Source organism: Falsihalocynthiibacter sp. BN13B15 (assembly GCF_041205415.1).
GTDB lineage: Bacteria > Pseudomonadota > Alphaproteobacteria > Rhodobacterales > Rhodobacteraceae > Falsihalocynthiibacter > Falsihalocynthiibacter arcticus.
This window is the reverse complement of the sequence record NZ_JBGFCE010000018.1, coordinates 1-22,654: the sequence shown is the minus strand read 5'-3', so window position 1 is coordinate 22,654 and position 22,654 is coordinate 1. Positions and strand designations below refer to the sequence as shown.

The window sequence follows — 22,654 nt, the reverse complement described above, 5'->3', positions numbered from 1 at the left end:
TGTGAATCGCCGTGGGGATGACGGTCGGTTAATGACCCTGCGCAAGGATACTGATTTAAGTTACGAAACCTTCCGAGACAGTATGGTCATTCATGGCGAGCGGCGCGGTGTTTACATGGAATCTGGATCTCGGTTTGAGAAGGGCCTCACGGATCGCGCTCCAACGGCACGGGAGGTTTACCGGGCCAAAGATGAAGGCCGCGGGCCGGACTCAACACCCCGTACGGGTGCTGCTTTGGCCTACGCGCTCAAAGAAGTTGACGAAGCCGCTGCCCTTTACAGCGCGGTTGCCGTTCTGGCCGCGAACGATGGTTTCTCGACCCTCACGAAACTCTGCACCATGGCTGCAACTCATCTTTCGAGCCATCAACCCCTGCAAGGAAAAATACCAATGGACGGCAGCGACTTTTCTGAAGCGGAAGCTTTTGACAAAAAACTAGAACAACTTGACGGGTATTTAACGCAGGCGCGCGACGGAATTGAAAAAGCTGCGCCGAGCGCGCGACCCGCGTTGCAGCGGGCCTATTCCGATATCATGACCGAGGCCACAAAACTCAATCCAAAGACGATGGCGGCGCAATCCTTTCATCAGGATGCGGGCAAGGTTAGCCCCTATGGCGCAGACTTTATGATAGATCGGGATGTGCTGAACACGCCGAATGTTCGCGCCAATGTTGTTGAAAGCCTTGAAGGGACAGGGATTGATCCCGTTGAGGTCATCGCGCGGATGGAAGTCACCGCGACCAATGCGTATTTGGAGCAACGTTGGGCGTTGAGTGACATGGAGGCCATTGCCCGACAGCGAGGATTGGATATCTCCGACACGGGGGATTTCCGACAGGTGAACTTGGGTTTGAATGATGCTTATGAAAACATTCGCCTTGGGTTGATCGAGGCGGGCGTTGCGCACGATCGACATGGTGAATTGACCGAAGCGGAGGTGGTGCACGAGCCAGTTGGCAATTCCGTGGCCGTTCTGAAAGACGCCGCCGAGAGGTTCCTCGCTAAAGACAAGATCAATGTTGAGGCCGAACGTAAAACGATGGTTGATGCTTTGCGTGATCATCTGGGGCCGGATCAGGTGCGCCGCACCCTTGACGGAGGGGCCGACGATCTAGATGGCCTGACAGGCAATCACAATGCCAGTCAATATCTGCGTTTGGAATTGTTGAAAGACGAACGCCTTCAGGGTCGGGATATCGACCAAAAGATAATGGATGGCCTCTCAACCGATGTCGCCAAAACCCACGCCCCCAAAGGGCGCGAGCGCGACGGCTTGGAACACTGATATGGGTCGCGTTCTTTTAGGGTATGTCTTTTTCCTCTTTGTAGGTTCCTTGTTTGGTTATGTTTTGGCCGTGGCTTATATCAACTCGCAATTACAGCAGCCGGTTGGATTGTTCTATCCTCTCCTGAACGCTCAAAGCTTCGCGGGCGCCTTGCCAGAGGTTTTTGAAACAGCCGTCGTTATTCTGGGGGTTTGCGCGTTCGCGGGCTTGGCGGTTGGGGTGTATCTCGTGTCAGAACGTCTTACGATTTTTGGCACACCCCATTGGTTGACCCACCAAGAACTGCGGCAGGGAAAGTTCTTCAACAAACCTAGCCTCGGGTTTCTCGTTGCTAAAACGTCCAAGCCAAATCGAAAGGCAAAGTTCATTTCCTCAGAGAAGTTTCCGCACTGTCTGGTCATTGCCCCAACGGGGCGCGGGAAGGGGACCGGCTTCGTTATCCCCAACCTTTTGACGACAAAAGGATCAGCGGTGGTCCTCGATGTTAAGGGGGAGAACTTTGAGAAAACTGCGCGTCACCGCAAAAGTATAGGCGACAAAATTATTCGGTTTGCTCCAACAGATTTTAAGGGGTCGTCTCACCGCTACAACCCGTTGCTTCGAATTTACGCCTTGGAGAATGAATCCGAGCAAATGTTCGAATTGCAAAAACTTGCGACGCTGTTTTTGCAGAGCGACAATTCCGCGAATGAAGGTCTTTTGCGCGGCGGAATGGATGCCTTTGTTGCAGGCGTCTTGACGGCCTTTGAGCGCAAGAAACCCACCATGGGCGAAGCCTACCGCATCATCAATGGTGGTGAAGGTGAGTTCGCAGAGTCGTTTCGCAAGTATGCTGCCGAAACAGGCCGCCAAGATGTGCGACTTCTGTGGGAAGGGCTCGCGAAGATTACGGAAAAAACCTTGTCTGGGTATGTTTCCATGCTAAACACATCCGGTCTTGCGCCTTGGAAAAACCCGCATGTTGATGCAGTCACATCTCACACGGACATAGACTTTTTTGATTTGCGAAAATCGCCGCATAGCGTCTATTTCACAATCCGCACTCAAGATATCGAAAGCATGGCCGGCCTTATTCGGTTGTTTTTCTCGGACCTTATTGCGTGCTTGGAACATCATGAGCCGACCAAGAATGAACCTTGGCCGGTGATGATCGTGCTGGACGAGTTTCACAAACTGGGCAAAATGCCGATTGTCGCCGAGTCCATTACAACGTTGCGGTCTTATGGCGGCCGACTTGCAATCATCACGCAGACCATTCCCAAGTTGGACGAAATTTACGGCCGCAACGAACGGCTCAGTCTAGAAGGGGGAGCGGGTCTGAAAATATTCATGTGATAGTGATCCCGGTCATCGGATCAACGATGGTGCCGAAATGACCGCTTGGGAGGTGCTGTTCCGTCGCCATTTAGGCGAAGCTAATGGACGGAAGCTTTTGGATATGGCGTCAGGCACGGGCGAAATTGCACGGCTGTGCCAACGTCTCGGATTTACTGTGACAGGATTGGACTGGGCAGAACCGATGTTGGCAAAGGCACGAGCGAAGTTACCGAAGGTGACATTTCTCCAAGCAGATGCCGAGCACCCCATGCTGCCTGAATGTAGCATGGACGTTATCGTAACGCGGCATCTGGTCTGGACTCTCGTGGATCCTGCCGCAGCTTTCGCTGCCTGGCATCGAACGCTGGTGCCAGGCGGGCAATTGTTGCTAGTGGATGGCGATTTCGTCAGTCGCAGCATGTTGGTTCGACTTCTTGAGCGTTTCGGCTCAACTCCCACAGCGAACCGCAATTTGGCGTGGCACCGATCAATTTTGTCGCGTGTGCATTTTTCAAACGGTGCTCGGGCAAAGGCAGTTGTTGCTTTGCTAGCGGCCGCTGGTTTCACTGATATCACCGTCGACAAGCGTCTTGACGCAATCCACCGCGCACAAGCAAGGGAGCTTGGCTGGAAAAAGGCTTTTCGCCGCCGCTCGGAGCATCGCTACGCCATTAGCGCTAGAAAACTTAGTTCTGAGTAGGGAAGACATTTCTAGGCTATCCTGACGTTCTGGCTTTCCTACATCTAGTAGTGGTCACGGAACCCAAGAAACTTCCCTGGGCCGGTGCTGGCTAACGGCCGCGCCAGTCAAGCTGCTTCAGGCTGGGAGCAGCCTGAAGCCTCCCACTGCATTAACCTTTAAGAAATCGATCATTGATCGCACCTTCAGCGGCAAGTGGCAGCCTCCGCGCCAAGCACGACGCTTTTCGATTGGGGGGGCTTACCTGGTGGTGTCGAGTGGCACGCGGGACTGCTGCCAGAAGTCATTTGCCGTGCGCCGGTTGAGTTGGAGCATGTTGCGCATGGTTTCTTCGGCAGTCGCGGCGTCTCGAGAACGGATCGCCTCGGCGACATGGATATGCCCTTCGCGGGAGACGGGCTCGCCTTCCACCACTAGCACCCCGTACTCGTAAGAGATACGGAGCATGGTCAGAATGATTTCTTGCAACTGCCGCATCATCATATTGCCGGTAGCCTCAAGGATCGTAGCATGGAAAATACAGTCGGCGGTGAACATTGCCTGCACATCGGCGTCGCCGGGATACATCGCATGGGCGCTTTCCAGAAGCCGGGTAATCTGATCGTCATTTGCGCGCTCCGCGGCCAATGCGGCGGCGGCGGGTTCGATGATGCAACGCAGTTCTGTCGTTTCTGCAAACATCTGGCGTATTCGAGGGTGGGCTGGATCGTGCCACGAGACGACGTCGGCATCGAGAAGTGACCATTCCTCAAGCGGGCGTACACGTGTTCCATAGCGCCGGGCGGTGCGCACCAGACCTTTTCCTGACAAGACCTTGATGGCGTCGCGCACGGTTGCGCGGCTGACGTCGAGCGACACCGCGAGTTCGGACTCTGTCGGCATAATCTGTCCCAGCGCGTAGACACCATTTGTAATCCGTCGCCCAAGCACGGCCACAGCTTCGCGGGCTGCGCCACTCGGAAGCGGAGAACCGACCTCAAGCGGAAACGCCAGATCACCCACGCGCAGCCCTGATCGGTCGCTTTTCATAATTCATCCTTTACGTATGATCTAGAGCTTTACATATGATCTAGAGATGTGCATAGTTTACGCACCGCTATTGGAGCGGAACAGGGAGGGCCCGTCAAGTTCCATAGCCACAAAGTCTGAATGGAGGAATAAATGCAAATTAGAAAACTCGTTGCCACGGCATGCGCCGGGGCAGTCGGCGGACTGTTGTCTACCGCAGCCATCGCGCAGGATATCAAGTTCGGCATCGGCATCCCAGAAGGCGATTTTCCAGAATACAACGCGCTCGTGCGTTTCAAGGAATATGTCGAATTCAAAACCAACGGCGAATTGTCCGTACGCCTCTTTCCCAACAACCAGTTGGGCGGCGAACGCGAGATGCTCGAACAGGTCCAGCAGGGCAGCCTTGAGCTGACATTTGTCGCTGACGGCGCGATTGCAGGCTTTTACCCACCAATGCAGGTTTGGTCGATTCCCTACCTGTTTGAAAGTGCGCCAGTGGCTTGGGATGTCATGAACGGGACATTTGCGGACGATATGCGCGGCGATATTCTCGAACAGACCGGCCTTCGGGCGCTCGCATTCTCACAGAATGGTTTCCGGTCTTTCACCAATAACATCCGCCCAATCATTAACCCAGAAGACATGGCGGGCATGAAAATCCGCACTATGGAAAGCCCCGTGTTCATGGAGCTTGTCAACTCCCTGGGGGCAACAGCTACGCCAATCTCTGGTTCTGAGGTCCTGATGGCGCTACGCCAGGGCGTGGTGGACGGGCAGGAAAACCCGCCCGCAGTTGTTTATGGAGGCGGCTTGGGTGAGGTGCAGAAATACTACACGCTTGATGAGCACGTCTTCGGCCTGCACGCCATCATCGCCAATGAGGAATGGTTCAGCGGGTTGTCCGAAAGTCACCAGCAGATCATCAAAGACGCAGCCTTGCTGATGGCATGGACTGAAAATCTTCAAAAAACTGAAGGAGATTGGCTGTTCTCCGAAAAGCTTCGTGATGAGTTGGGGATGGAAATCCACGTCTCGACGCCCGAAGAAAAAGCAGCGTTCAAGGAGATCACACAGGCGCCTGTCGAGGCTTTCATCCGCACCCAAGTTGGGGACGAGCTTGTCGATGAACTTCTGGGTCGAGTCGGCGAGGCAAAATCAAGGCTCTACGACTAAAGGCACAACGCGTTGCCCCTTCTGAATAGGAGGGGTAACGCAAACGGAGCACACCTCATGCACAGTTTTATCCTCTCCGCCGCAAGGCTCCTGACGCGCAGCACTGAAACGCTCGCGACGCTGCTTTTGATCGTCGTCACAGCCCTTAATCTGACGCAAGTAGGCGGTCGCTACCTGTTCAACACAGGATTTGGCTGGACCGAAGAATATATGCGCTACTTGATGATCTGGCTGATGATGCTGGGTTCGGTCGCCTGCATCTTTCGCGCTGAGCATATGGGCATCGAATTTCTCGAACATCTCGCAGGGCCAAAACATGCGCCCTTGGTTAAATCCGCGCTGTACAGCGTTGCCGCAATCTTTTGCCTGTACGTTCTGGTCTACAGTTGGCCCTTGGCTTTGCGGAACGCCTCTCAGGTCGCGCCCGCGTCAGGTATCCCGATGATTTATCCTTATATGGCACTGCCTGTGGGGGCCGCATTGATGCTGGTACAGATCGCTTTAACTTGGTTTGTAGGCTTCGAGCCTGACAACGATGAAGACCTCTCTGACATTGGAGGCGCAGTATGATCTGGGTCGCCATCGCAGGGTTAAGTTTGCTCTTTCTGGGTGTTCCCGTCGCCTTTGCAATTGGACTTGCGGGGCTTGTCGGGGTCTGGATCGCAGACATCCCGCTCGCCATCGTCGCCACACGTCTTTTCACGGGCGTGGACAGCTTCGTCTTTCTTGCAGTGCCATTCTATATTCTTGCCGCCGAGATCATGAGCCAAGGCGGCATCACGACCCGTCTCATCGTGATCGCAAAGCGGGCCTTTTTGTGGTTACCGGGGGGCACAGCTTTTGCCAACATCGGCGCGTCTGTGCTGTTTGCAGGGATCTCGGGTTCCGCCGTTGCGGACGCCGCCGCCTTGGGCCGAGTTTTCATCACTGAAATGCCAAAAGAAGGTTACAGCAAACCCTATTCCGCCGCTGTTACGGTAGCCTCATCGATCATCGGACCTATAATTCCGCCCTCCGGTCTGGCAATCCTTCTGGCAGCGGTTTCGGGTATTTCGGTCATCGACCTGTTTCTCGCGGGCGTTATTCCTGGGCTGCTGCTCGGCGGGGCCTGCGCTGCTGTCGTGGCTGTCGACGCCCTGCGCGGCAAGCTGCCCAAACCTGTGCTAGTACAGTCAGGCGACAGCACACTGCGCATGGTCGTTGAAGGCATCGCTGTCGCCACGCTGCCCGTCGTCATTGTGGGCGGCATGGTGGTCGGAGCCTACACCGCAACCGAAGGCGGCGGCATCGCCGTGGCCTACGCCATCTTTCTGTCAGTCTTTGTGTTTCGCGGAATCGACATGGCCGGGCTTTGGCGGGCGTTCATGAAAGCGGCGCGGGTATCGGCGACGATCTACCTACTGGTCGCAGCGGCGACGATCCTGTCTTACGCGCTGAACCTTCTGGGCATTTCGTCGTGGATCGGCACCACTGCCGATATGTTTGGCGGTCAACCCGTGCTGTTCCTCTTTGCAATAGCGCTTTTGATGCTGGTGCTCGGGACATTTCTGGACATCGGTGCCGCGATCCTGATCTTTATTCCACTGCTTTTGCCGCCTGTGCGTGAACTGGGCATCGACCCGCTTCAAGCCAGCATGGTGGTAATGATCACCCTTGCCATCGGCCTCGTCACCCCCCCCGTCGGCGTTGTTCTGTTTGTGGTCATGCGCGTTGGAAATATCGGCATGTTGCCCTTGATGCGCGCGCTCACACCTTTTCTTATCGCGGAACTGGCGGCGGTTGTCCTCTTGTGCCTCGTGCCGCAGCTATCCACATGGCTTCCGACTTTGTTTAATCCCTGATCCAAGAAGGCTCTCTGTTATGAAGATCACATCCATAGAAACTACCGTCGTCAACGCGGTCCATCGCAACTGGATCTTTGTCAAAGTGCAAACCGACCAGCCTGGCCTGCACGGTTGGGGTGAAGCGACGCTCGAGTGGAAAACCCGCGCAGTCACAGGCGCCATTGAGGACCTGGCTCCCTTTGTTGTCGGTGAGGACCCCATGCGGATCGAGCATATCGTGGCGCGCATGACCCGCTTCGGCTTCTGGCCGCTGGGAGCCATCGCGGGGAGTGCGATTTCGGGTATCGAACAGGCGCTTTGGGACATTAAGGGTAAGGCACTTGGCGTGCCCGTCTGGGAGTTACTTGGCGGGCGGGTGCGCGACAATGTACGCGTCTATACCCACCTGCGCCGCGCTAAAATCGGCGCACAAGTCGGGATTGAAGACATCAGCGCTTTCTGTGATGCGGTACAGGAAACGGTCGAGATGGGCTATAGCGCGGTGAAGATCGGCCTCATTCCCTATACCGGCCACGACGCGCCACTCTCGGCCGTGCGCCATACTGCCAAACTGGCAGAAGCGGTTCGTGCGCGGGTTGGAGACGATATCGACCTCATGGTTGACTTTCATGGCCGTCCCGAAACGATTGAGGCGGCAAAGGCATATATTGATGTGATCGCGCCGATCCATCCGCTCTTTGTCGAGGAACCGATCCAGCCTGGTAATACTCCCGCCATGGCCGATCTGGCGCGGCGCGTGAATTGTCCCTTGGCCACGGGCGAGCGGCTGTTCACACCGCGCCAATTTGCCGAGGTCGCCGAAACACGCGCAGTTGCCTTCCTTCAACCGGATCTGGCGCATTGCATTGGCTTTAGTGGAGGCCGCCGCATCGCCGCGATAGCAGAGGCCGCAGGCATGGGCGTGTGTCCACACAACCCGATGGGCCCCGTCGCAGGTGCTGTGGCACTGCAGTTCGATGTGGCCACCCCGAATTTTGTTATTCAAGAGGAGGCTGTCGGATTGGTACCGTGGTTTGAAGACATCTGTAGTGACTACCCGTTGGCGCTGGTTAACGGCGCATGGGCTGTTCCCGATGCGCCGGGACTTGGCATTGAAATTGACGAGAAGGCTGCAGCTCAGCATCCTTTCGAACAGGAAGTCATTCCCGCGACTGACGCCGTTTTAAGCGACGGTCGCACCGCCAACTGGTAAATGAAACACTGGTAGGGTTGGAAATCCATGGTCGTGCACCTAGTCTAGCGCCAGCGGCGGGCCAGACATTTGGCAAAGTCACCTATCACAATAAAAGTCCATCGGACCCATAAATACACGTGTCATAACGTTGAAAACACTTATCAAAAAACTTAAATTAACATAACATTGATTATAGGACTTTCTCATGTAGCTGGGTGCGCGCTACCTCCAACTGCGAATCTTGTTAGAAAACAGTATGTTATCTGACAGGAGGAAGCGGTATGGGAACGACTTATACACAGCTTAGTATCACAGAACGCCGCAGAATTCCTTCTCATTGATTGCTTTGCAATCAACTGCCAGGCAGTGGAACGTTGGAAGTACGCTAAAGTCCCTGTCGATGACATGGCTCGCGTGTTGAAGCGCTGCCGTTCGACAATTTACAGAGAGTTGAGGCGTAATTATTTCTCAGATGAAAGTTTACCTAAGTACGCTGGTTACTACGGCTCTGCGGCGCAATTAAAGACTGCGGATCGGCGTGCAAGACAACGTAAGCTGATCAAACATCCTAGCTTATGCGACAGCGTAATTAGACAACTTAAGAACGGTTGGACACCGGAGCAAATTGGCAACCGGATGATCCTTGAGAAAGCGCCGCTAAGGGTCTGTCAGGAAAGGATTTACCGCTACATTTATTCCAAAGACGGCATGAACCAAGAATTGTGGTGGTATCTGCCGACCCATCGCATGTCGCGAAAACCACGCCGTGCGCGCAAACGCCAGCCACCTAAGTTCCATCGCGATGTCAGTATCTTGTTCAGGCCGGATGATGTTGCTCACCGACGTCAGTTTGGCCACTGGGAGGCAGATTTAATGTTGTTCAAACGAACGCTTGGACAGACAAATGTCACAACTCTAGTTGAACGCGTGAGCCGCTTCACACTGATCTTAAAGAACCCTAACAGACGCACAAAGCCGGTCATGCATTGCCCGGCAGGCGATACCCGTATCGCCGAGAGGGGGCAAGATTATGAAGGCAATCAAAGAATTGCCTCATGTCGCGCGCAGATCCATTACTTTTGATCGCGGCACGGAGTTTGTTTCCTGGCCACAACTGCAAGCTGAGATTGGCACGCAGACATGGTTCTGTGACCCCTCTTCACCGTGGCAGAAAGGCACGGTGAAGAACACCAATCGAAGGGCGAGACGTTGGTTGCCCCGCAAAAGAGACATTAGAAGAATGACGGATCACGACATCAAGAAATCAGTGACCGCCTGAACAGCACACCCCGCAAATGCCTCGGCTGGAAAACCCGCGCAGAAGTCTTCCGTGAAAAGATGTTGGAGGAAATGCGATGAGCGCCCTACCCTAAGGCCTAACAAGAGTCGCACTTCAAGCATCGCTCACACGCAAAGTTAAAGTGTCTCACATTAGCAAAGTTAAAATGTCACACTTCCCCGTCTGAAACAGGTTTGGCTGAGGGGGCACCAAAAGATTTTCCTAATGACTACGCCCATGTTCGGTCCTAAACTGCGTGCTATAAATATTAGTGTCCAAAGATTTACGAAAGGGATATTCCGTCCATGAAATATTGCACCCCTTTCGGCGCTCTTACATTTGCCGCAACGTTGTTTGGTTCCGGTTTTGCCACCGCTCAGACCGTGATGGACGGGGGTGGGTCGCTCGATCCGGCCAAACTAGAAGGTCTCTTTCCGGCCCGCGCGTATTCCCCTTATGCGGGCCGCAATTTTCCGGATCGGCCCTTTTTCGGCGACACCCATCTTCATACTGGAATTTCGATGGATGCGGGGGCGGCTGGTGCACGCCTGAGTCCCGCTGACGCCTATCAATTTGCCAAAGGCAAGGAGTTGACCGCATCAAGTGGCCAACAGGCGCGCCTCTCACGCCCGCTCGATTTCCTTGTTGTTGCCGACCATTCCGACAACATGGGCTTCTTTCCGAAACTCTTGGCAGGCGACCCGTCCATGCTGGCCGATCCAACAGGGAGAAAATGGTATAATCTGATCCAGTCCGGCCAAGGTGCCGAGGCCGCGATGGATATCGTCACCCAATTTGCGGCGGGTACATTTCCGCAAGCTCTGATGTCGTCACCCGATTCTCCGGCCTATAAATCGACGTGGGACGACATCATCAAAGCCGCAGACGAGGCCAATGATCTGGGGATATTTACCGCCTTTATCGGGTATGAGTGGACCTCGCTTGTTGCCCCCGGCAGCAACATGCACCGCAATATCATTTACCGCGACGGCGGCGATGTGGCGCGCCAAGTTTTGCCCTATACCACGCAAGCGCCCTACGGCAGCAACAACCCGCGCGACCTCTGGGATTGGATGGAAAACTACGAGGCAAAAACCGGCGGCGACATTCTGGCAATCGCCCACAATGGCAATCTCTCCAACGGTATTATGTTTCCTGTGATCGAGTCATTTGACGGCAAGCCCGTTGATCTTGCCTATGCCCAGACCCGCGCCAAATGGGAGCCTCTTTACGAGAATACCCAAATGAAAGGCGACGGCGAGGCGCACCCCTTTCTCTCTCCCAATGATGAATTTGCGAATTTCGAAACATGGGACAAGGGCAACCTGAACGTCAGTGCCGCCAAAACCCCCGAAATGCTGCAGTATGAATACTCCCGCGAGGCCCTCAAGAACGGGATTTTGCTCCAAGACAAAATCGGCGTGAACCCCTACAAATTTGGCGTGATCGGGTCGACGGATTCCCATACCGGCCTCGCAACCGCCTCTGAGGACAATTTCTTTGGCAAGGTTTCGAGCATGGAACCCTCCGCCGAGCGCACATCGACCGTGTTCTAGGAGTTTAGAATGAAGCTAACAAAATATATTGCCATAACCTTTTTAATTGCCGCGACGCCCGCCTTCGCCGACCCACTATCCCTGTGGAATGACACCGAAACCAAAACGTCGATCATGGAGTTCGTTGAGGGTGTTACTGAAGAGGGCGGCGAAAACTTTGTGCCCGTGCCCGACCGCATTGCGGTGTTTGATAATGACGGCACTCTGTGGAGCGAAAAACCGTTCTATTTCCAAGGTCTCTATGCCATTGACCGCCTGCAGGAAATGGCCAAGGCCGACCCCTCAATCTTAACTTCTGACGTCCTCAAGGCCGCCAACAAGAACGATATGAAAGGGATGATGGCAGAGGGCGAAAAGGGTCTCCTCGAAATCGTCAACATTTCGAGCACCAATATCACCGTTGAGGCCTTTAAAGCGAGTTCCCACGAATGGCTCACCACCGCCAAGCATCCCACCACTGGGCTGATCTTTGCTGAAATGACCTATTCGCCGATGATCCAATTGCTTGAATATCTGCGCGAAGAAGGTTTCACGACTTATATCGTGTCCGGTGGTGGCATTGATTTCATGCGGGCGATCTCGCAACAAGCCTATGGCATTCCCCCTGCACAGGTCGTGGGGAGCCTCGGCAAGACTCACTATGAAGTCAAAGACGGCGTACCAAGCATGATCAAGGACGGCGGCATTACCTTCGTCGATGACAAAGACGGCAAGCCCGTCGGCATTGATCGCTTTATCGGCCAACGCCCAATATTTGCTGCTGGCAATTCTGACGGCGACCTCGCGATGTTGGAATGGGTGACCTCGGGCGAGGGTCCCACCTTCGGATTTCTGGTCCATCACACCGATGCCAAACGCGAATTCGCCTATGACCGCGACAGCGACGTGGGCAAATTGTCCAAAGGTCTGGATGAAGCTGCGGCCAAGGGTTGGGTGCTCGTCAATATGGCCAAAGACTGGGCCGAGATTTGGGTCGGCAAACTGTAGCTCCTTTTAGGCGGTGCAGAAATGGCATTTGCGCCGCCTAATTATCGGTATAGCCAGTTGAACCTGAATATAGTAGGAGGCATAACGACCCCAACGCCCCTGCGACGAAAGCTTAATGCATGACTTCCTTTTGCCATACAGACCCCGCCGCCAAGATCGGCGAGAATGTGACCTTGGGCTTTGGCGTCAGAATCTATGGCAACGTCGAGATCGGCGATAATTGCCAGATTGGTGATTTTTGTGTCATCGGACATCCCAGCCTGAAGCCCGATTGCGCTCCACTGAAATTGGGCGCGGGTGCGGTGATCCGTTCGCACGCTGTAATTTACGAGGGCTCCGATATTGGCCCCCACCTTGAAACGGGCCATCACGTGGTGATCCGTGAAGGCGCGCAGATTGGCGAAAACCTGCGTTTAGGCAATTATTCCGACATCGAAGGCGCGTGCCACATTGGCGATTTTGTCCGCATGCACAGCTATGCCCACGTCGGTCGCGGCTCGCAAATTGGCGATTTCGTCTGGCTGTTTTCGCTCACGACCCTGATGAATGATCCCCTGCCCCCCTCGCATATTTCCGAACCAGTAACGATTGGCGATATGGCGACGGTCTGCGTCAATGTGCAATTGATGCCCGGAACTGTGATTGGGCGCGGCGCGATGATCGCCTCTGGTGCGGTCGCGCACGGCCAAATCCCCCCCGCCGTTATTATCTCAGGCACCGATGGTGAAGTCGCTGGACCCGTGCATTTCCTGATGCATATGGCCTCGCGCACCCGTCATCCGTGGCACAAACATTTTGCCGATGCCTATCCAGAACGGGCACGGGATCGCATTGCTGCTTTAGGCGCCGAAATCGACGCCGAAGCCGCTGATTTGTAGAATTTTCAAGGAGTAACTAAATGGATCGTTCAGAAATCCTCGCACTAATGAATACGGTTATGGTCAAACGTGGTCGCGCCGAAATCACCGACGAAACGGTCACGACACGCGTGGCAAATTTTCGCAGCCTCGACTTTTCCGAAGTCGCCTTGCGGATCGAAACCAAGGTCGGCGAGGAGTTGGCCTTTGATGCGGCCTCCATGCGCCAGATCGAAACCGTAAAAGACGTTCTGGATTTCTTTGCAGAAATCACTCGGAAAGCCGCCTAGGCAATGACCACCATCTGCTCTGACAACCACTTGTTTTTCGGCGAGACCGCCGAAACTTGGGCCAGCCTTCGGGCGCAAACCCAAGCGCGTTTGGGTCAAGCAGAGGGCTATCTTGCGCAACGCTGCGTGTTTGTCGTTGATGATATGCGCGCTGCCCTTGGCGTTGTGGCCTTCGGCATTTCAAACGGTGCGATGGATTTCGGCGTCGTTGAGCGTAACCGCCTTTCGCCCGAAGTGAACGCGCGGTTTGCCGAAAATGGCGTGCGTTTGGTGGATGCCGTGAATGGCTCCCCCCTCGGAGATACCCCCGTTCAGGCCGAAGTTCAGGCGGGCCGTGTCACCGTTTTAACCTCCGGTACCACGGGTTTGTTGAAACTGATCCCCCACACCGCAGACACCTTAAACACCTTCGTTCAGGTTCGCGATTTGCCTGCCAACAACTGGTTCATGCCCTATCAAATCGGCTCCTACGCGTGGTACCAAATGGTGGCGCTTGGCCTTTTTGTGCGGGAACAGGGTCTTATACCCGCCGATTTCGACGATCTCGCGGGCAGCTTTGAGGCCGCGATGCGCGCCGAACATGTTACCGCGATTTCCTCGACCCCAACGTTTTGGCGTCATGCCCTGATGTCGATCAACGAGACCCTTTTGGCCGCCACGCAAATGCGCTCGATTTCCATGGGCGGCGAAATTGTCGATCAAACCATCCTCGACCGCCTCGCGGGCCTCTATCCTGCCGCCAAAATCCGCCACATCTATGCCTCTTCTGAGGTTGGGGCCGCGATTGTGGTGACCGATGGCAAGTCCGGATTTGACGCACAGCTTTTGGGCCGTGAGGACGGCAAAATCGGCATGAAAATTCAGGACGGGCGGCTTTTTGTGCGCTCGCCCTATGCCAACCACGCCGATGCGGGCGGCTGGATTGATACCGGCGATCTGGTCGAAGAACGCGAAGGCCGCGTCTATTTTGGCGGCCGCGCGGGAAATACCATGATCAATGTTGGCGGCCAAAAGGCCTTCCCGCCCGACATCGAAGCGCATTTATTAACACATCCAGACGTGGTCTGGGCACAGGTCACCGCACGGCGCGCGCCGATGGTCGGGCATTTGCCGCAAGCCACCATTGTGTTATCCCAAGTCAAAGACGCGGACGCCGCCGAAGCCATGCTGATCGCGCATTGCGAAGGTAAATTGGCCGACTACGCGACCCCCCGCATTTGGAATTTTATTGACAGCGTGCCCTTGCGGGCAAGTTTGAAAAGCTGAGGAGGCAGAAATGCACACCAAGAACCAATCCATCATTGTGTCGGGCGGCTCGCGCGGGCTTGGCCTGCATATGTGCGAGCAGCTTTTAAAAGAAGGCAACAAAGTTGCGACGTTTGCCCGTTCCCACACCGAGGCCATGGACCGCCTTGCCAAGGAATACGGCGACGCGTTTTACTTCACCTCTCTTGATGCGGTTGATGCGGCGGGTGTTGCCCGTTTCGTCGCCGAAGTTGCCGACCGTTTTGGCGCCCTCGACAGTGTGGTTAACAACGCAGCCATCGGCCAAGACCAACTTTTGATGCACACCGATTTGGACACCATCCAAAACATCGTGAACATCAACATCATCGGCCCCACCCTTCTCACCCGCGCTGCAATCAAACACATGATCCTTGGCGGCGGCGGCAATATCTGCAACATCTCGTCGATCTGTGGCTCGCGCGGCTACGCTGGCTTGTCGGTTTATGCGGGTTCCAAAGGCTACCTCGACGCTATGATGCGCACCCTCGCGCGCGAAGTTGGCGACGCTGGCATCTTTGTAAATTGCGTGGCTCCTGGCTTCTTTGAGTCCGAAATGTCCTCGGTGCTTAAGCCCGAACAACTTGACACCATCAAACGCCGCACGCCCTCGGGCAGCCTGTCAAATGATGAGAATATCTTCAAAGTTGTTGATCTGGTGATTTCGGGAACCGCGAATATTCAAGGGCAGGTTCTCTTTGTCGACGGCGGCATCACCAATTAAATCGCGCACAATCGCGCAAGTCTTTGGCGGAGAAATTCGCCAAGACGCGACCCTGAGCGGCCCCGCCAGCTATGATGGTGCGGGCCGACGGTTTGTTTTTCACACCGAAATGTCGCTTGAAGCCGTCGCGATCGACGTCGAATTGCGATCCGAACCCGCAAGCGCTCAATTAACCAAAGCCCTCGGCGAGGACGCGCTCGCACGCTGGACCGAAATCGAAGTTTTGGCCAAGCTCTATGACGTTCCGGCCCACATCGTCCTAACTCAGGTTCAATCCCTGAGCCCTCAAGTCTTCGCCCAAAAATTTCCAGCCGAAATCCTGCGGTGCGACACCGCAAGCCACTTTATCGCCGTTGGTCGTAAGGGGTAAAGCTACCCGCCAGAAACCGTCACTTTGCCTTTAACGGACGCACCCTTGTGCATTTCCATCTCTTGCGCCGTGATATCTGCCGAGCAGTCCGCACCTGAGTGCAGCTCAACTGCTTCCGCCGAAACCGCCCCACTCAAGTGGCCGCGTACATGAACCGTTTTTGCCGCAACCGAGCCTGCAACACGCCCTTCGGACAGGATATCCACCGAACTGCCGGTAATATCCCCGTCAATTTTTCCCGCGATGTCGATATCCGCAGTGCCCGATAGGTTGCCTGTAATCACAAGATCTTCTGCGATGATTGTCTTCCCCACCATTCTTCTCCTGACAATTAAAACCGTTGCCAAAGGCTAGCCTGTCGCCCCCCCTTGCGCCACCACTATTTCCATCGCTTGGAAAACCGGCGCATTCAAGTCATTGCCCCCCCCCCGTTTCCGCGTTATCTCCGTGTTAATCAATTCGGGAGCGTATCGTGACACCATTTCTCTCTGACATCGACCAAGCCGGACTTTTTGTCGGGCGCGTCTGGAACGCCAAGGTTCAAGGGCCAAGCGTTGTGACATTACGCGCAGGTCGCGTCATCGACATCACCCAAAAAGCCGCGCCAATGGTGCGGGATATCTGCGAAATGCCCGACCCCGCCGCCTATGTGCGCGCGGCCCACGGCCAAGATCTCGGAGCCTTCGCAGAAATCTCCTGCGTCCCTGCGGGCGACCTCTCCAAAACCCATTTCCTCGCGCCTTGCGATCTGCAATCCGTCAAGGCTTGCGGCGTAACTTTCGCCTCCTCGATGGTGGAGCGCGTGATCGAGGAACGCGCCGCCGGCAACCCTGCCGCCGCCGAAGAAATCCGCGCCCGCGTCGGGGCCTTGATCGGCGACTCCCTGCGCGACATCAAAGCAGGCTCCGCCGAGGCCGCCGCCGTCAAACAAGCCCTGATAAAAGAGGGTCTTTGGAGCCAATATCTTGAGGTCGGAATCGGCCCTGATGCGGAGGTTTTCTCCAAAGCACAGGTGCTCTCCTCCATGGGCCCCAATGCCGAAGTCGGCCTGCACCCGATCTCAAAATGGAACAACCCAGAGCCGGAAATCGTCCTGCTCGTCTGCTCCCAAGGCCGCATCCTCGGCGCAACCCTCGGCAATGACGTCAATCTGCGCGACATCGAAGGCCGCTCCGCCCTCTTGCTCTCCAAAGCCAAAGACAACAACGCCTCCTGCGCCATCGGCCCAATGTTCCGCCTCTTCGACGCGGACTATTCTATCGACGACGTCCACTCCGCCGAGCTCGACCTTACCGTCACCGGCGAAGACGGCTACGTGCTGTCCGGCCATTCCTCTATGAAGGAAATCAGCCGTGCGCCCGCCGACCTCGTGGCCCAAACCTTGGGACGGCACCACCAATACCCCGACGGAATCGTCCTCTTTCTCGGAACCCTCTTCGCCCCGACACAAGACCGCGACACTCCCGGCGAGGGCTTCACCCACCACCTCGGCGACACCGTGACCATCTCTTCCAAAGGCCTCGGATCGCTCACCAACACAGTGCGCCTTTCCACCGACTGCACCGACTGGACCTTCGGCATCAGCCACCTGATGCGCAACCTCGCCAAACGCGACTTGCTTTAACCAAACCACGGCCTAAACTTAGCAAAACTCAAAAACCTAGGGACGGATATGAAACGCATTTTAACAACAGCCCTGATGACAACCTTCATGGCCTCCACCGCAAGCTTCGCCGACACCTGTGCCGCCGGAAAAACCCTCACCGATGGCGTTTTGACAGTCGCCACAGGAAATCCGGCCTATTTCCCGTGGGTGATGGACAACGACCCAACCAGCGGCGAAGGCTTTGAATCCGCCGTCGCCTATGAGGTCGCCAAACGCATGGGCTTTGAAGGCGACGCCGTTGTCTGGACCTCCGCAACCTTCGATCAATCCATCCAACCTGGCGCGAAAAACTTCGACATCAACCTGCAACAATTTTCGATCACCGCTGACCGTGAAAAAGTTGTCGATTTCTCCGACCCCTACTATTCCGCCGCCATGGCCGTCCTCGTGCGCCAACCCACAATCGACGCGGGCGCAACGGGCGAAATCGCCTCGCTCAAGAGCCTAAAGTGGGGCGTTATGGGCTCTACCACCGCACTTTCCACTGTCACCGAAGTGATCGCGCCCGACGAGTCTCCCCTGCTGTACGACGATAACATCAACGTCGTCGAAGCCATGAAAGCCAACCAAATCGACGCCGCAATCTTCGACCTCCCAACCGCCCTTTACCTCAGCGCAGTTGTCCTCGATGACGGTGCCCTCTTGGGTCAATTCCCCGCCGATCGCAGCGAAAACCCCGATCAATTCGGCTTCCTGATGGAAGAAGGCAGCCCGCTTAAACCCTGCGTCAACGAAGCTCTCGCCGCCATGACAAGCGACGGAACCCTTGCCGCAATCGAGGCCAAATGGCTGGCCGAAACCACTGGCGTGCCAGTCCTTAAATAATAGTAATTCCGATGAAAAATCCACGCGCGGGCCTCACGGCCCGCCAAACTTTTGAGCGCAAAGCCCACCGCAAATCGCTGCTGATTTCCACCTTCAGCACACTCATTGTGGTCGGCCTAATTGTACTCCTCGTCCCCCTCACCCCTGGTTGGGACCGCGTAAAATCAAGCTTTTTCAACGGCGAAATCCTCATCGAAACCTTCCCCGGTTTGCTCAACGCCTTCCTCTGGGACATCGCGATTTTCCTCTGGTGCGCCCCCGCCATTGCCATTCTTGGCCTCGTGATCGCCCTCATGCGCGACGCCCGCGCCCCTGCCCTCTTTCCGCTCCGCATCTTCGGCATCCTCTATACCGACATTTTTCGCGGCGTCCCCGTCATCCTTATCATCTTCCTCATCGGCTTCGGTATTCCGGGCTTAGGGCTGCCGCGCCCTTGGAATAGTCCCTATATCTGGGGTTCCCTCGCCCTCATCCTGACCTATTCCGCCTATGTCGCCGAGATTTTCCGCGCGGGCATCGAATCCATCCACGACAGTCAACGTTCCGCCGCCAAATCCCTTGGCCTAAGCCACCGCGACATGATGCGCGACGTCGTCCTCCCCCAAGCCATCCGCCGCGTCGTTCCCGCAAATATGAACATGCTCGTCGCCCTCCAAAAAGACGTCGCCCTCCTCTCCTTCATCGGCCCCGTCGAAATCCTGCGCCAAGCGGGAGTCTACAAATCCCTGCTCGCCAATTTCACCCCCTATGTCGGTGCCGCGCTGATCTTTTTGGCGGTCACAATCCCCGTGACCCGCTACGCCGATCACTTGATCGCAAAACAAAACAAGGCCCGCAGTTAATGTCGATTCTCCGCCTCTCCAACGTCACAAAATCCTTCGGCGGTACCGAGGTTCTGCGCGGCATTGATCTCGACATTTCACGCGGCGAGATGATCTGCCTGATCGGCGCCTCTGGATCGGGAAAATCGACCCTATTACGCTGTATTAACCTGCTTGAGAGTATCGAGGATGGCGAAATTTGGTTCAACGAAACCGATATTTCCCTCCCCCAAATCACCCCTCAACCCATTCGTCAAAAAATTGGTTTGGTCTTTCAGAGCTTCAATCTTTTTCCCCATATGACCGCGCTGGAAAACGTGCTCCTCGCACCCCGCCGTGTGTTTAAAAAAACCCGCGCCGAGTTGCTGCCCGAGGTCACCGCTCTTTTCGAGAGCTTCAATCTAAGTGATCGAATGCACGCCTATCCCGATCAACTTTCAGGCGGCCAACAACAGCGCGTCGCCATAGCCCGCGCCCTCGCCATGCGCCCCGAAATCATGCTGTTTGATGAGGTTACATCCGCTCTTGATCCCGAACTCGTCTCCGAAGTTCTAGACGTTTTGCGCGTGTTGAAATCCCAACACATGACGATGATTTTGGCCACCCATGAGATGGGTTTCGCCAAAGAAGCCGCCGACCGCATTTGCGTCCTAGATGCAGGCAAAATCATCGAAGAAGGCTCCCCCGCGCAAATTTTCGGGACACCAAAATCCGAACGCACGCGGAAATTCCTCGCGTCCGTGCTCTAAACGCCCAAATATTGCGCGGTGATCTCGGGCGTCAATTCTGCCATGGATGCGGCCCAAACACTGGCCCCGCGCTCCAAAATCACCGCTTTATCGGCAATCGCCGACAGTTCTTTGATCGACTTATCCACAACCAGAATCGCCAATCCGGTTTCCCGCTTCAAATGCGCAATCGAGGCCCAGATTTCTTGTCGCACCAGTGGCGCTAACCCTTCGGTTGCCTCATCCAAAATCAACAACTTCGGATTGGTCATCAACGCCCGCCCAATCGCCAACATCTGCTGCTCGCCGCCCGACAAAACCGCCGCAAGTTGCGTTTTTCGCTCCTCAAGTTGTGGAAACAACCGCAAAACAGCTTCAAAATCCCACGCGCCCTTCCGCGCCGCCGCAATCAGGTTCTCATAGACGGTCAAATTCCCAAAACACCGCCGCCCTTCTGGCACAAGCCCAATCCCTAAACGCGCCGCTTGATGCGATGCCAACCCCTGCAAATCCTGTCCCGAAAATGAAAGACGACCCGCAGTCATCGGCAACATCCGACAGATGGTTTTTACGGTCGTGGTTTTACCCATCCCGTTGCGCCCCATAAGCGCCAAAACTTCGCCTTCGCCCAGCGTTAGAGACACATCAAACAAGGCCTGCGTCGCACCATAAGACGCAGCCAAATGGTCCAAAGACAACAAATTCATGCGTCCTCTCCCAAATAGGCCCGTTGCACCGCTTTATCGCTACGAATTTCCGCCACCGTTCCCGTGGCAATTATCTCGCCATAGACCAAAACACTCACCCGATCCGCGAGCGCAAAAACCGCGTCCATGTCGTGTTCGACCATTAAAATCGGCGCTTCATTTCGCAATCCATCAAGGAATTCCGTCAACGCAAGACTCCCCTGTGTCCCTAGCCCCGCCATGGGTTCATCCATTACAAATGCACGCGGATTCAGGGTCAAAGCCACCGCAACTTCCAACTGCCGCCGTTGCCCATGCGAAAGCTCCGACGTACGTGTCGCTGCGTGTTCCATCAGTCCCACGCGCTCCACCGCCTCCTCAGCGCGTTCGCGCAAGCCCTCGTTGCGCAACACGCCCCCAAACGGCCAGTACGCCCGGCCATGCGCCCCAATCACCCCCAGCAACGCGTTCTGAAGCACAGTATCTTCCATCGCCAACGCCGAAACCTGAAATGTCCGTGCCAACCCGCGCTTGGCTCGATGCGCCACAGAAAGCGCCGTCACATCCTCGCCCGCAAGCATTATCCGCCCAGAATCCGGAGTAATTTCTCCCGCAATCTGCTTAATTAGGGTCGATTTCCCCGCTCCATTTGGTCCAATAAGCGCATGGATCTCCCCCGCCCTCAGGTCCAAACAAATATCAATCGACGCCTTCAGCGACCCAAACGTCTTACAAACTCCGTCTATTTTCAGAACCGCGTCAGTCATGCGCCTTCTCCCGACCGACCAAAATCCCGGTCACGCCCCCCGGCGCAAACAATACAATCCCCAGCAAGATAACCCCCAGATAGATGTGCCAGAATTCGCTCAACCCGCCAAGAAAATGCTCCAGCGCAATAAACAACGCCGCGCCAATCACGGGCCCAAAAAGCCGCCCTACTCCGCCCAAAATCACAAACACCATGATCTCGCCACTCGTCTGCCAGCTAAACATCGTCGGGCTGACAAAACGGTTGAGATCAGCAAAAAGCGCGCCCGCCAATCCGGTCATCATCCCCGAGATCACAAAAGCCACCAGTTGCACGCGGTACCTCGAAATCCCCACGGTTTCGACCCTAATCGGCGATTGCCGCGCGGCATTCAGCGCCAAGCCGAACTGCGACTTGGCAATCGCCGACGCCGCAATCAACCCCGCGATGAGCACTCCAAAACAGATGCCGAAAAACTGGATCGGATCGAGCGTATTCAACCCCGGAAAGCCATTGCGGACATAAATCGACAACCCGTCCTCACCCCCATATGCGGGCCAACTGATGGCGAAATAGTAAAACATCTGGCCAAATGCGAGGGTGATCATAATGAAGTAAACGCCCGTCGTCCGCAGACAAATCGCCCCAATCACCAAGGCCGCCAACCCCGCCGCAATCACCGCGACCAGCCAAATAACGGGCATCACATTTGTGCCCTCAATCACCACAGCGCCCGAAAAAATCGGCGTATAAATCTGCGCATGACTTGCAAGGATGCCCATGGCATAACCACCGATCCCAAAAAACGCCGCGTGCCCCAAACTCACAAGCCCGCCAAGCCCCAGCGCGATGTTCAGCCCGACCCCCGCCAATGCCAAAATCGCAACTTTCGTCGCAAGTGTGATCACGAACGGCTCATCCGCCCCATAGGCCCACAGTGGAACAGCCAAAAGCCCGGCCAAAACGGCTCCGTTTAACATCTTTTCCCGCGTCATGCCCGCACCCCAAACAGGCCCGTCGGCCGCATCACCAAAACCACCGCCATTAAAATATAGATCGACATAGACGCGAGCGATGACCCGATCGAGGCCGCCGCGGATGGATCCATAAACAGCGCGAAAATCATCGGCAAGAACAACGCGCCCAAAGTTTGCGTCAAGCCCACCAATATCGCCCCTATCAACGCCCCCTTAATCGACCCTATTCCGCCGATAACGATCACGACGAAGGCCAAAATCAACACAGGTTCGCCCATTCCAACCTGAACCGACTGAATCGCCCCAACCAAGGCCCCCGCAAACCCTGCCAGCGCCGCGCCAATGGCA

23 protein-coding genes and 2 pseudogenes are annotated in these 22,654 nt (G+C 55.6%); 19 read left to right on the top strand and 6 right to left on the bottom strand.

The window, feature by feature from the left end; translation table 11 throughout:
- Nucleotides 1-31: 31 nt before the first annotated feature.
- The 3 genes from AB9F26_RS20150 to AB9F26_RS20140 are packed head-to-tail and all read left to right on the top strand — an operon-like array spanning nt 32 to nt 3,306.
- Nucleotides 32-1,288 (top strand): hypothetical protein, encoded by a 1,257-nt coding sequence (locus AB9F26_RS20150; RefSeq protein WP_369768919.1) that lies wholly within the window; start codon nt 32-34, stop codon nt 1,286-1,288.
- On the top strand, nt 1,218-2,624 hold the full coding sequence (locus AB9F26_RS20145; protein ID WP_369768918.1) for a type IV secretory system conjugative DNA transfer family protein: 1,407 nt from the start codon (nt 1,218-1,220) through the stop codon (nt 2,622-2,624). Before AB9F26_RS20150 ends, AB9F26_RS20145 begins: the two co-directional genes overlap by 71 nt.
- Nucleotides 2,625-2,661: 37 nt before the next feature.
- Nucleotides 2,662-3,306, top strand: coding sequence for a class I SAM-dependent methyltransferase (locus AB9F26_RS20140; protein WP_369768917.1), 645 nt, complete (start codon nt 2,662-2,664; stop codon nt 3,304-3,306).
- Between the two features lie 240 nt (nt 3,307-3,546).
- Here AB9F26_RS20140 and AB9F26_RS20135 read toward each other — a convergent pair whose 3' ends face one another.
- Nucleotides 3,547-4,335 carry a FadR/GntR family transcriptional regulator gene (locus AB9F26_RS20135; protein ID WP_369768916.1) on the bottom strand — a complete coding sequence of 263 codons (789 nt, stop codon included), beginning with the start codon at nt 4,333-4,335 and terminating at the stop codon, nt 3,547-3,549.
- Between the two features lie 132 nt (nt 4,336-4,467).
- On the opposite strand from AB9F26_RS20135, the gene AB9F26_RS20130 reads away from it, so the two are divergent.
- The 12 genes and pseudogenes from AB9F26_RS20130 to AB9F26_RS20075 all read left to right on the top strand — a co-directional run bounded on the left by AB9F26_RS20130 (nt 4,468) and on the right by AB9F26_RS20075 (nt 15,855).
- Nucleotides 4,468-5,490 carry a DctP family TRAP transporter solute-binding subunit gene (locus AB9F26_RS20130; RefSeq protein ID WP_369768915.1) on the top strand — a complete coding sequence of 341 codons (1,023 nt, stop codon included), beginning with the start codon at nt 4,468-4,470 and terminating at the stop codon, nt 5,488-5,490.
- 57 nt (nt 5,491-5,547) lie between these two features.
- Entirely contained in the window at nt 5,548-6,060 is a 513-nt protein-coding gene (locus AB9F26_RS20125; RefSeq protein ID WP_369768914.1) for a TRAP transporter small permease, read from the top strand.
- Nucleotides 6,057-7,331 carry a TRAP transporter large permease gene (locus AB9F26_RS20120; RefSeq protein WP_369768913.1) on the top strand — a complete coding sequence of 425 codons (1,275 nt, stop codon included), beginning with the start codon at nt 6,057-6,059 and terminating at the stop codon, nt 7,329-7,331. The genes AB9F26_RS20125 and AB9F26_RS20120 overlap by 4 nt, the downstream gene beginning before the upstream one ends.
- A 19-nt stretch (nt 7,332-7,350) precedes the next feature.
- Nucleotides 7,351-8,526 (top strand): galactonate dehydratase, encoded by a 1,176-nt coding sequence (gene dgoD, locus AB9F26_RS20115; protein WP_369768912.1) that lies wholly within the window; start codon nt 7,351-7,353, stop codon nt 8,524-8,526.
- A 318-nt stretch (nt 8,527-8,844) separates the two neighbouring features.
- Nucleotides 8,845-9,867 (top strand): annotated as a pseudogene (locus AB9F26_RS20110) (IS30 family transposase).
- A 225-nt stretch (nt 9,868-10,092) separates the two neighbouring features.
- Nucleotides 10,093-11,343, top strand: coding sequence for a DUF3604 domain-containing protein (locus tag AB9F26_RS20105; RefSeq protein WP_369768911.1), 1,251 nt, complete (start codon nt 10,093-10,095; stop codon nt 11,341-11,343).
- 9 nt (nt 11,344-11,352) lie between these two features.
- A complete protein-coding gene (locus tag AB9F26_RS20100; protein WP_369768910.1) occupies nt 11,353-12,330 on the top strand; it encodes an HAD family hydrolase in 978 nt (325 codons plus the stop codon).
- Nucleotides 12,331-12,449: 119 nt separating this feature from the next.
- On the top strand, nt 12,450-13,208 hold the full coding sequence (locus AB9F26_RS20095) for a hypothetical protein (protein WP_369768909.1): 759 nt from the start codon (nt 12,450-12,452) through the stop codon (nt 13,206-13,208).
- Nucleotides 13,209-13,228: 20 nt separating this feature from the next.
- Nucleotides 13,229-13,477 (top strand): hypothetical protein, encoded by a 249-nt coding sequence (locus AB9F26_RS20090; RefSeq protein ID WP_369768908.1) that lies wholly within the window; start codon nt 13,229-13,231, stop codon nt 13,475-13,477.
- A gap of 3 nt (nt 13,478-13,480) precedes the next feature.
- Nucleotides 13,481-14,743, top strand: a complete 1,263-nt coding sequence (locus tag AB9F26_RS20085) for an AMP-binding protein (protein WP_369768907.1) — start codon at nt 13,481-13,483, stop codon at nt 14,741-14,743.
- A 10-nt stretch (nt 14,744-14,753) separates the two neighbouring features.
- Nucleotides 14,754-15,485, top strand: a complete 732-nt coding sequence (locus AB9F26_RS20080) for an SDR family NAD(P)-dependent oxidoreductase (RefSeq protein WP_369768906.1) — start codon at nt 14,754-14,756, stop codon at nt 15,483-15,485.
- Complete coding sequence (locus AB9F26_RS20075) at nt 15,460-15,855, top strand: hypothetical protein (RefSeq protein WP_369768905.1); 396 nt, start codon at nt 15,460-15,462, stop codon at nt 15,853-15,855. The genes AB9F26_RS20080 and AB9F26_RS20075 overlap by 26 nt, the downstream gene beginning before the upstream one ends.
- A 2-nt stretch (nt 15,856-15,857) precedes the next feature.
- Here AB9F26_RS20075 and AB9F26_RS20070 read toward each other — a convergent pair whose 3' ends face one another.
- Nucleotides 15,858-16,172 (bottom strand): polymer-forming cytoskeletal protein, encoded by a 315-nt coding sequence (locus AB9F26_RS20070; RefSeq protein WP_039004259.1) that lies wholly within the window; start codon nt 16,170-16,172, stop codon nt 15,858-15,860.
- A gap of 152 nt (nt 16,173-16,324) precedes the next feature.
- On the opposite strand from AB9F26_RS20070, the gene AB9F26_RS20065 reads away from it, so the two are divergent.
- From AB9F26_RS20065 to AB9F26_RS20050, 4 genes are read left to right on the top strand one after another with little or no spacing between them, the layout of a single operon-like run.
- Entirely contained in the window at nt 16,325-17,479 is a 1,155-nt protein-coding gene (locus AB9F26_RS20065; RefSeq protein WP_369768937.1) for a fumarylacetoacetate hydrolase family protein, read from the top strand.
- Between the two features lie 48 nt (nt 17,480-17,527).
- A complete protein-coding gene (locus AB9F26_RS20060; RefSeq protein WP_335586199.1) occupies nt 17,528-18,346 on the top strand; it encodes an ABC transporter substrate-binding protein in 819 nt (272 codons plus the stop codon).
- A gap of 11 nt (nt 18,347-18,357) precedes the next feature.
- Nucleotides 18,358-19,188, top strand: a complete 831-nt coding sequence (locus tag AB9F26_RS20055) for an amino acid ABC transporter permease (protein ID WP_369768904.1) — start codon at nt 18,358-18,360, stop codon at nt 19,186-19,188.
- On the top strand, nt 19,188-19,916 hold the full coding sequence (locus AB9F26_RS20050; RefSeq protein WP_369768903.1) for an amino acid ABC transporter ATP-binding protein: 729 nt from the start codon (nt 19,188-19,190) through the stop codon (nt 19,914-19,916). Before AB9F26_RS20055 ends, AB9F26_RS20050 begins: the two co-directional genes overlap by 1 nt.
- Here AB9F26_RS20050 and AB9F26_RS20045 read toward each other — a convergent pair.
- The 4 genes and pseudogenes from AB9F26_RS20045 to AB9F26_RS20030 form a co-directional block, all read right to left on the bottom strand.
- Nucleotides 19,913-20,602: an ABC transporter ATP-binding protein gene (locus tag AB9F26_RS20045; protein ID WP_369768902.1), complete on the bottom strand. Its 690-nt coding sequence runs from the start codon at nt 20,600-20,602 to the stop codon at nt 19,913-19,915. The two genes, AB9F26_RS20050 and AB9F26_RS20045, sit on opposite strands and share 4 nt — an antisense overlap.
- Nucleotides 20,599-21,348 (bottom strand): ABC transporter ATP-binding protein, encoded by a 750-nt coding sequence (locus AB9F26_RS20040; RefSeq protein ID WP_369768901.1) that lies wholly within the window; start codon nt 21,346-21,348, stop codon nt 20,599-20,601. The genes AB9F26_RS20045 and AB9F26_RS20040 overlap by 4 nt, the downstream gene beginning before the upstream one ends.
- Nucleotides 21,341-22,324: a branched-chain amino acid ABC transporter permease gene (locus AB9F26_RS20035; protein WP_369768900.1), complete on the bottom strand. Its 984-nt coding sequence runs from the start codon at nt 22,322-22,324 to the stop codon at nt 21,341-21,343. Before AB9F26_RS20035 ends, AB9F26_RS20040 begins: the two co-directional genes overlap by 8 nt.
- A pseudogene (locus AB9F26_RS20030) lies at nt 22,321-22,654 on the bottom strand (branched-chain amino acid ABC transporter permease); the annotation flags it as partial. The pseudogene AB9F26_RS20030 and the gene AB9F26_RS20035, both read right to left, overlap by 4 nt.

What these genes read in the sequence shown, in the direction of transcription:
- AB9F26_RS20145 (WP_369768918.1), top strand. Translation starts at nt 1,218, where the DNA reads ATGGCCTCTCAACCGATGTCGCCAAAACCCACGCCCCCAAAGGGCGCG.
- AB9F26_RS20150 (WP_369768919.1), top strand. Translation starts at nt 32, where the DNA reads ATGACCCTGCGCAAGGATACTGATTTAAGTTACGAAACCTTCCGAGAC.
- AB9F26_RS20095 (WP_369768909.1), top strand. Translation starts at nt 12,450, where the DNA reads ATGACTTCCTTTTGCCATACAGACCCCGCCGCCAAGATCGGCGAGAAT.
- dgoD (WP_369768912.1), top strand. Translation starts at nt 7,351, where the DNA reads ATGAAGATCACATCCATAGAAACTACCGTCGTCAACGCGGTCCATCGC.
- AB9F26_RS20130 (WP_369768915.1), top strand. Translation starts at nt 4,468, where the DNA reads ATGCAAATTAGAAAACTCGTTGCCACGGCATGCGCCGGGGCAGTCGGC.
- AB9F26_RS20070 (WP_039004259.1), bottom strand. Translation starts at nt 16,172, where the DNA reads ATGGTGGGGAAGACAATCATCGCAGAAGATCTTGTGATTACAGGCAAC.
- AB9F26_RS20035 (WP_369768900.1), bottom strand. Translation starts at nt 22,324, where the DNA reads ATGACGCGGGAAAAGATGTTAAACGGAGCCGTTTTGGCCGGGCTTTTG.
- AB9F26_RS20140 (WP_369768917.1), top strand. Translation starts at nt 2,662, where the DNA reads ATGACCGCTTGGGAGGTGCTGTTCCGTCGCCATTTAGGCGAAGCTAAT.
- AB9F26_RS20080 (WP_369768906.1), top strand. Translation starts at nt 14,754, where the DNA reads ATGCACACCAAGAACCAATCCATCATTGTGTCGGGCGGCTCGCGCGGG.
- AB9F26_RS20040 (WP_369768901.1), bottom strand. Translation starts at nt 21,348, where the DNA reads ATGACTGACGCGGTTCTGAAAATAGACGGAGTTTGTAAGACGTTTGGG.
- AB9F26_RS20060 (WP_335586199.1), top strand. Translation starts at nt 17,528, where the DNA reads ATGAAACGCATTTTAACAACAGCCCTGATGACAACCTTCATGGCCTCC.
- AB9F26_RS20100 (WP_369768910.1), top strand. Translation starts at nt 11,353, where the DNA reads ATGAAGCTAACAAAATATATTGCCATAACCTTTTTAATTGCCGCGACG.
- AB9F26_RS20120 (WP_369768913.1), top strand. Translation starts at nt 6,057, where the DNA reads ATGATCTGGGTCGCCATCGCAGGGTTAAGTTTGCTCTTTCTGGGTGTT.
- AB9F26_RS20045 (WP_369768902.1), bottom strand. Translation starts at nt 20,602, where the DNA reads ATGAATTTGTTGTCTTTGGACCATTTGGCTGCGTCTTATGGTGCGACG.
- AB9F26_RS20135 (WP_369768916.1), bottom strand. Translation starts at nt 4,335, where the DNA reads ATGAAAAGCGACCGATCAGGGCTGCGCGTGGGTGATCTGGCGTTTCCG.
- AB9F26_RS20105 (WP_369768911.1), top strand. Translation starts at nt 10,093, where the DNA reads ATGAAATATTGCACCCCTTTCGGCGCTCTTACATTTGCCGCAACGTTG.
- AB9F26_RS20050 (WP_369768903.1), top strand. Translation starts at nt 19,188, where the DNA reads ATGTCGATTCTCCGCCTCTCCAACGTCACAAAATCCTTCGGCGGTACC.
- AB9F26_RS20055 (WP_369768904.1), top strand. Translation starts at nt 18,358, where the DNA reads ATGAAAAATCCACGCGCGGGCCTCACGGCCCGCCAAACTTTTGAGCGC.
- AB9F26_RS20085 (WP_369768907.1), top strand. Translation starts at nt 13,481, where the DNA reads ATGACCACCATCTGCTCTGACAACCACTTGTTTTTCGGCGAGACCGCC.
- AB9F26_RS20125 (WP_369768914.1), top strand. Translation starts at nt 5,548, where the DNA reads ATGCACAGTTTTATCCTCTCCGCCGCAAGGCTCCTGACGCGCAGCACT.
- AB9F26_RS20090 (WP_369768908.1), top strand. Translation starts at nt 13,229, where the DNA reads ATGGATCGTTCAGAAATCCTCGCACTAATGAATACGGTTATGGTCAAA.